Source organism: Capnocytophaga granulosa ATCC 51502 (assembly GCF_000411115.1).
In the GTDB taxonomy this organism is placed as follows: domain Bacteria; phylum Bacteroidota; class Bacteroidia; order Flavobacteriales; family Flavobacteriaceae; genus Capnocytophaga; species Capnocytophaga granulosa.
Window position 1 is genome coordinate 1 of the sequence record NZ_KE150249.1, and the last position, 7,492, is coordinate 7,492.

Here is a 7,492-nt window from a genome sequence, read left to right on the forward strand (position 1 = left end):
GCGGTGCCCATGTGTCATACTGGCCGTCTCCATTCGGTGTGAAGAAGTTTGGTATCACTACATCCACAAACTCTTTGTACAAGAATACCGAATGTCCGCAGGCTTCCTTGCCTCCATTCTCTTCCTTAAGCTCGCCCTTGCTATCCTCTACATATACACGTATCTTCTTCTCTACCTTGCCCGTATCTGGGTTCTCTTCTTCATAGTCTGTCTTCTGTACAAAGTAAGTTACCTCATCGCCTGCCTTCACATCCTCTACCTTCTGTACATAGTGGCTCTTGGCTTCCTCTGCCGTATGGTACTGTGCTGAGCAGAAGTATACCGTGTATCGCTCCTTACCTCCTTCTACCTTCACCTTCAAGAGGTTCAAGTCGTTAGAGATACTTGTATTGGTTATCTTCACCGGTGGATAGTACTCTATGTTCAAGTCGCGTACTGACTCACAAAGCGGTGCATCCGACATAGCTGGGTTGTCCTTATCAAAATAGTATAGATAGATCTTATACTGGTTAAGGCCTTCCTGTAATGCTCTGGCTGCATTGAGCTTCGGTATCAAGGACGCATGCTTGATCTGGTACATATTATGCGTATTATCCGAACCTTCAGGGGTGGTTCCCTCAAACTCATAACGCTGGATTGGGGTCGTACCTCCTTCTACTCCTATGGCATATCTCAAGCGGTTGGCTGCTCCTCTCGCACTTGGATTCACTACCAAGTAAGGTGTATTGACCGATACATACACATCGTAAGTACCTTCAGCTGCCGTGTCGCTATTGGCTCCTCTGCCGCCTGCAACTACCAAGACTTTGTTGTTCTCATCGATAGAGGCGTGGCAGTCGTAGCTTTGAACGATACGTCCGCCTAGGTCTACCCCTTCTATGATTTCAAACTCTTTCGATGCTTCACAATCCTTAGCATCGGTAACCTTGATCATATACTTACCTGCTGCCAAATCAGTGATTTCAAATGGTACGGCTACTCTCACCCCTGTTCCGCGTTTAGAAGTGGTTGTACCATCTTCCTTATACACTTCCCACTTGTATGGGGTGTTACCTCCTTCTATCGCATAGGAGATCTTACCGTTGGTCTCGCCCTTGCAGCCTACATGCTGGATGCTTTGCTGCTTGATAGCTATCTTATCTGGAGATTCTACCACTATGTTGGTTAGTTCAGCGATACAGTTGTATTCCATATCCTTCACTCCTACAGTGTAAGAACCTACCTTAAGGCCTGTGAACTTGTTGTTTTCTCCTTGCCAATCGAAGGTGCCATCAGCCTTCTTCAATCCATAGTTATACTTGCTTGATCCTCCGCGTGCGGTGATTTCAAATCTTCCGTCTTCACCATCATGGCAGCTTACTGTTGGCTTGCCTGACAATGGATCTATCGTTAGTGGCTCTTTAGGAGCTACCTGTATGGGATCTGAATCCACTCTACACTCGCCATGGCCTGCTACCTTATGCAATACACTGATGATGTAGGTCTTGGTCGTATTGCCTTGCAAATCCACATCCAAGTTGAACTGTGTATTGTCATGTGGCTGGTCTACTTTGGCAGGGTTGCCTACCTCGGTGAGCAAGTAACGGACATTGAGCGCTGCCGTAGTTGGCGTTACGCTGGCCTCCACTATCCACTTGATCTTGCCATCCACACACTCGTACTTACCTGCCGATAGCTTGAGTTTTACCTCTGAGCCTGGCTCTATCGTTACAGCTGTTTCGGCCTCACAACCATTCTTATCAATAATTCTAAAGGTATGTTCCCCTGCTGATAAGCCTTCTAAGAGGTCTCCGCTATCCTTAGTATGGTAAGCTATAGGTGCATTGCTATCTATGATCAATTGGTATACCTTGTCATGAGTTATCGGATCTGTGCTCACTGGCGTACCTCCAAATACTCTTAGGCGGGTCTTGCCATCCTTGGCGTCTATACAGCTTTCGTGCTCGGTAGCTTCAGGGTTCACCGTTACACTGAGTGGTTCTGGTTCGCCTATGGTAAACTCTATGATGTCTAAGCCTGTGGCTGTGGTGTTATCCTTTTCGAATATCTCGTTCGGACGACAACCGTTCTCATCTTGTACTATCACAAAGTACTTACCTGGGGCTAAGCTATCTATGACTCCTCCTGGTTTGTCTAAGAAACGATCCAAGCGTGGAGAGATCGCATAGGTAAGTTTTCTTTGACGACCATCTCTGTGCTGCTGGCCTCCTGGGAGCATCTCAATGGTAATCTTACCATTCTTATCTCCATTACACTTCACATCTTCTAAATCATATTTCACCTTGTAGGCTGTCTCTTCAGTAATGGTGATGTTCTCTACCGATTTTGTATCACAACCTCCAGTGGCTTGGCTTACCTCTACCTTGTAGATGCCTGCCTTAAGGCCTTCAAATACCCCTTGTGGGTTCGGGTTAGTGCTGCTGGTTGTGGCTGCTGAGCCGTCTTGCATCTTAAGCAAGAAGCTATAAGCCTCATCTTGCTTACCTCCTGTGGCCGTTACAGTAATCTTACCATAAGAGCTTCCATTACACTTGAGGCTCAACTGACTCTTATCCGCTACCAAAGTAGGCGCTATAGCAGTTACCTTATCTACAAAGACTATATTACTCTTGCCTTCGCAAGCTGTTGATGAACCATTATCATCCTTTACAATTACTTGGTATTGCCTATCATCGGTTGTACCTGGGGTAATTACTCCTGCAAAGGTAGCTGTTACGCCTGTGTTATAGGTGCCTGTGATAACTCCTGTACCCATGAGTTGTGGTGAGCCTGTCACCTCATACAATTGGGCTACATAAGTACCTCTGGATGGGTCTATATTCGGACGTGGGTCTATATCAGCTACTAAGTCTCCAGCAACTGTGCAGCCTGGGTACTTGGTGAGTCTTGCCCTAACGACGATACTACCTGGGTCTGGTACCTGTACTGGGCCTACCTCTTTGTAGGTATCAGTACATGATAACTCAGTATAGATACGTATCTTATAGCTGCCTGCCCCTAGGTTCTTGAAGGTTACTGTTCCTCTTGTACCTGGGTTGTCATCAGGCAAGGTTACACCTAAGAAGGCATCAGTTTCTGCATCATAAAGCGCATACATGAGCTTGCCTTGTACCTCTGCGGCTGTATGTCCTCCAGGAGCTGGTGTACCTGAAGGTATCTCTCCGCCTGCCACACCTGTAAGGGAGATCTCTCCGTTTTGCTCACCTACACAAGTAGGCACTTTCGCTTGTGGCGGATTTGGCGTACGAATATCCATGATATTCGGATCGTATTCTATAAAGTCATAAGTAGGACTCAAGTTCGCAATACAATTCTGCGCATCCTTCACTTGTATATAGTGGCTTCCTACTCCCAAACCTCCGAAGGTGGTGTTGTTCGTAAACTCTCCTACAGGGGTTCCATTGCTGACCAACCTATAGAGGTAAGGGGCACCCCAACCTCCTGTTGGGTTGTTAGTAACGGTAATCTCTCCGTCATTGTTCGGTGTCCTATCACAATAGGTCATCGGATGGGTCATCGCTGTGAAGGCCACAATTGGGTTCGGACGGGTTACCATCGTACTAGAGGTGGCTTTACACTTGGTGTTCACTACCTCTACCTCTACATCAAACTGAGTAGGGGTTCCTACAGGCAATTGTGCTGCGGTTAGTGTTACCTCTGCCTCATCAGATGGGGCATTGATAGCCGTCTTTGCCAATACTGTTGTGCCTGGACTGCCTGTGGTGATCTTATAGTTATAACCTCCATACTGGCTATAGTCACCTCCGTCTACCTCTACCCTGAAGGTTACAGTGGCTGAGGTTGGAGACTGGGTACTATTACATGTCTGTACAAGTACCAAATTCGCTCTCGGCTTCTGGGTCTTATACATCCTATAGTCATCCGTAAGGGTATAGGTACACTTGGTATCCTTATCAAACAAGGTGATACGATAGTCGGCCATATCATCCGAATCATGAGGTATATCTATATAGCCCTCTCCTGAGCCTGGTATGTCTGCTACAGTACGCTCGCCTTCTAGGTAAGGAGCTGTTCCTATAGGATCTGCTACACCTCCTACTACCTTCTGTAACCATACATTATAGCCGTCTGTATTGCCCCCCGCCTTGGTATAGGTGAGTTTTATCTTCACCTTTTCCGTAGAGGTAGGATTACATGTCATACGATGCTCTGGTTTCTCACGTACAGCTGTAGCACCTGTGATCTTGTGCAACGTCTTTATCTTTCCTATCTGGGTGGCTGGTATAGTCAAGGTACAGCCATTGGCATCGGTGATCTCTACCAATACATCATAATCCCTACCCTTATCAGGCAACTGGAAGGTATGGTTGGCCTTATCATCCGCAAAGGCTGGATAAGTGGGCGGAGGTGTCAAAGAGGCCTCTGTGGCTTCCGCTATCACTGAGCCTGCACTAGCATCCTTCACCCTGAAGGTATAAGGAGCTACTCCTCCTACTACATGTACCCTTAGCTGTGCATAGTCTGACTGAGGCTGCAAAGCAGGTGGAGTCACTGTGGTATTATCACAGGTCATCTGTACGAGCTCTATACCACTTGGGATAGAGGAGGTATCCTTAGAGAGCTGGCCATGCTCATTGATCACTATTCTGCCTATTGTCTCATTGGTTACATCTACCCAACCACATGAACCACTAGCCGAACGCTTGATCTTAATCCTATAGGCACCTTTCTTCAAGCCCGTTACCCTATAACGTACCGTATTTGGCGTGTTATCTGGCACTATATGGCTGCTGTCTATTGTACCTATCTCTGTATAAGATCCACCGCTGGTGTTAGGATCCCATTCAAGTGCATATTGAAAATCTACATCCTCTCTCGATGAAGTAGTTTTTGTCCTTGTAAATTCAAAACTTCCTGTAGAAGCACCCGCTGTACATGACTTGACATCTGTTAGCTTAGTGCGATCCACTTGGTGACGCGCTATCAAATCACTCTCTGCCTCAGCAGGTAGTACCTCTATAGGCGCACTTGGCTTGTAATCATCACAATAGTTAGTCGCACCATCTCCATTGCCCTTATCCTTCACCCATACTGTATAGTAATAGGTAGGTTCTCCTGAGATAGGAGGCGCAAGAGTTACCTTTAGCTCTTGGGTATGGTTATCCGTTGGAGCTGTGGCCAAGGTCATATGAGGCGCTGGTACTGTCGCCGTTCTTGTCTGTGGTGTACTGCTTGTTGAGCGGGTTACGATGATGTCGTAACGATTACCACCGCCCACCACCGCAGGTGGCAACATTGGTGATTGTACAAAGTCTGTACCACTGGTGAGCTTCAAGTTAAGCTTCACCACATAAGTGGTCGATGTCTCACAAACCATATCTGATCCCTTAGTTGCCGTAAAGGCTAACTTAGGATAAGTAAGACGCTCATTCGTTCCTGGCAAAGCAGCCGGTGGTGCAGGTGGCACTATCGTTGCCTCACACTTACTGAGCTTATAACGTACCTTTATCTTCTTATGGTCAAAGAAGGTAGGTATGTCCTCTTCTGCTGCCCCTGTAGTATCAAAGTCCTTATAGGTCACTCCGCCGTCTATAGAGTACTCATAATCCGTAGGCTGTGCCACTGTTGCCTGATATGGCGTACCTGGTGGCGCTGGCGTTATGGTTGCATTTATATCCAATAAGGTGATCTTTAACCTATACTGGTCATTGCCATTCTCACATGCATTCGACGTAGAATGGTTAACAATAGCAATACTATACTTAGCCGTATACTTGCTGTTTATCAAGTGCCCTAACGCATTGCCTGAAGCCGTAACTTCTACCTTACAGTTGGTCTTCTGGTCTATGATCTCAAGGGTAAAGGTCAAACTTGGGAAGACCTCTTTCCAGAAATCTGTAGCTGCTGCCAAGTGTGCAGGTCGGTGGCTGGTATCAAAATCAGTTTCCTTAAGGTCAAAACCTACCTCAGCATTAGACACCGGTGCCGATATATTTTGCTTCACAAAATTCTTTCGCAAGAATGGATTCTTCTCCTTAGAGAGCCTAAAGGTAAATGGCCCTTCTCCTCCACTGACGCTTCCTGCGGCTATGGTGATCTGCCCCTTACCTTCCTCACAACTTATAGGCTTGGTCTTATTAGCCACTACCGTAAAGGTACCTGTTGCAGGACCTAATGGCGTAGCTGGTGGCGTTACTCGCATATCCTTGTTCATAGACTCACATACCCCATCGCTAAGAGATACTATATACTGCTTACCTGTAGCTGGAACCGTCTGTCCTGGCAAGGTCAATTGGTATACATTGGTGGTTCCCGGCATAGGCGCTGGCATAGGTAGCCCTGGTGCTAAGGCCGGAGTCTTAGGCGCTCCATTGGTATCCTTTTCATAGATGCTATAGGTAAGTGGCGTGCCTGAGGTTACCTTCAAGGTGAAGGTAATATTCATTGGCGTATTTGCTGTTCCACAAGCTGCCCAAGTGCTCTCTGCCTCGTCTATCTGTATCGCTGGCGTATTAACCCCTGGTACAACTGGCACCTCTATGCTCGCCTTGCAAAGCGGACTGGTAGACGTTAACTTATAATGTACATATACTGTATAGCTCCTTCCTTTAGTCAAGTGACCAGGGAAAGGTACAAGGGTGCCTGCTGCATAATTCGATATTACCCCTGTTTGGGCTTCTGCTGGTGCTCCATCATGGTTGAGGAAGAACTGTATCTGGTCAGCTGCCAAACCAAACTTCACCTGCAAGTCATACTGACAGTTATTGTATACTTGTGGAATCGCCTCAAAGCCTGTAGGTGTGCTACGCAAAGTGAACTCTGGCAATTCTTTTCTACAAAGGATATTACCTATATTATCCAAGTCTTCCAAACCTATTTCTGCTACTATTCTGGTGCCTATCGGATAAGTATCTCCCATGAACGCTCCTACAACTCCTTGTGCTACATAGTTCTTAGGTGCAGTAGGAATAGGATGGTCTGTCTCATTCCTCCAAACTCCTGACACCAAGTTGCCATCTTGTCTCACTACTCTATAGACTACTCTATAGTTTCCTATAGTAGCCGTATGGGTAGCCTTCAAACCAAAGCCCATAGTCGTATCGGCACAATCAGGCTGAGTCTGAGTAACCCAACCGCCCGATGGTTTTACAAACTCCATCTGAGCTATGGTAAAGGTTCTACCTGCCGGTCCTAATATAGGACAATCGCTATTGCCTTCGTCTATGATCTCTATCTTATAGTTGTTAGGGGTAGGATCAGCCTCCAAATTCTCAAAGGTATAGTCCTCTACTCGCAAAACTCCTATATTGGATGGTGGCGTAGGGGCATCCAAATAAACCTTATTAGCTGGATCATGTGCCCGTGGTATTCTACGCACCTCTTGTGTGTTATCAGTAAGGTGGGTAAGTACAAGCTTAAATGGCCCCTTGCCTTTGAAACGCTTGATCACTAACTTACCGCCCTGACCATTCTCACAAGTAGCACTGTAGTTCTTGATATCCAAGACTCCATTGCCGTCCTTATCAAAGTC

At 46.6% G+C, this 7,492-nt stretch carries 1 protein-coding gene; it reads right to left on the reverse strand.

Going from position 1 to position 7,492, the window contains the following annotated elements; all coding sequences use genetic code 11:
• Positions 1-7,492 (reverse strand): MDR/zinc-dependent alcohol dehydrogenase-like family protein (locus tag HMPREF9331_RS04885; protein ID WP_016421348.1); only part of this gene is annotated, 7,492 nt, incomplete at both ends.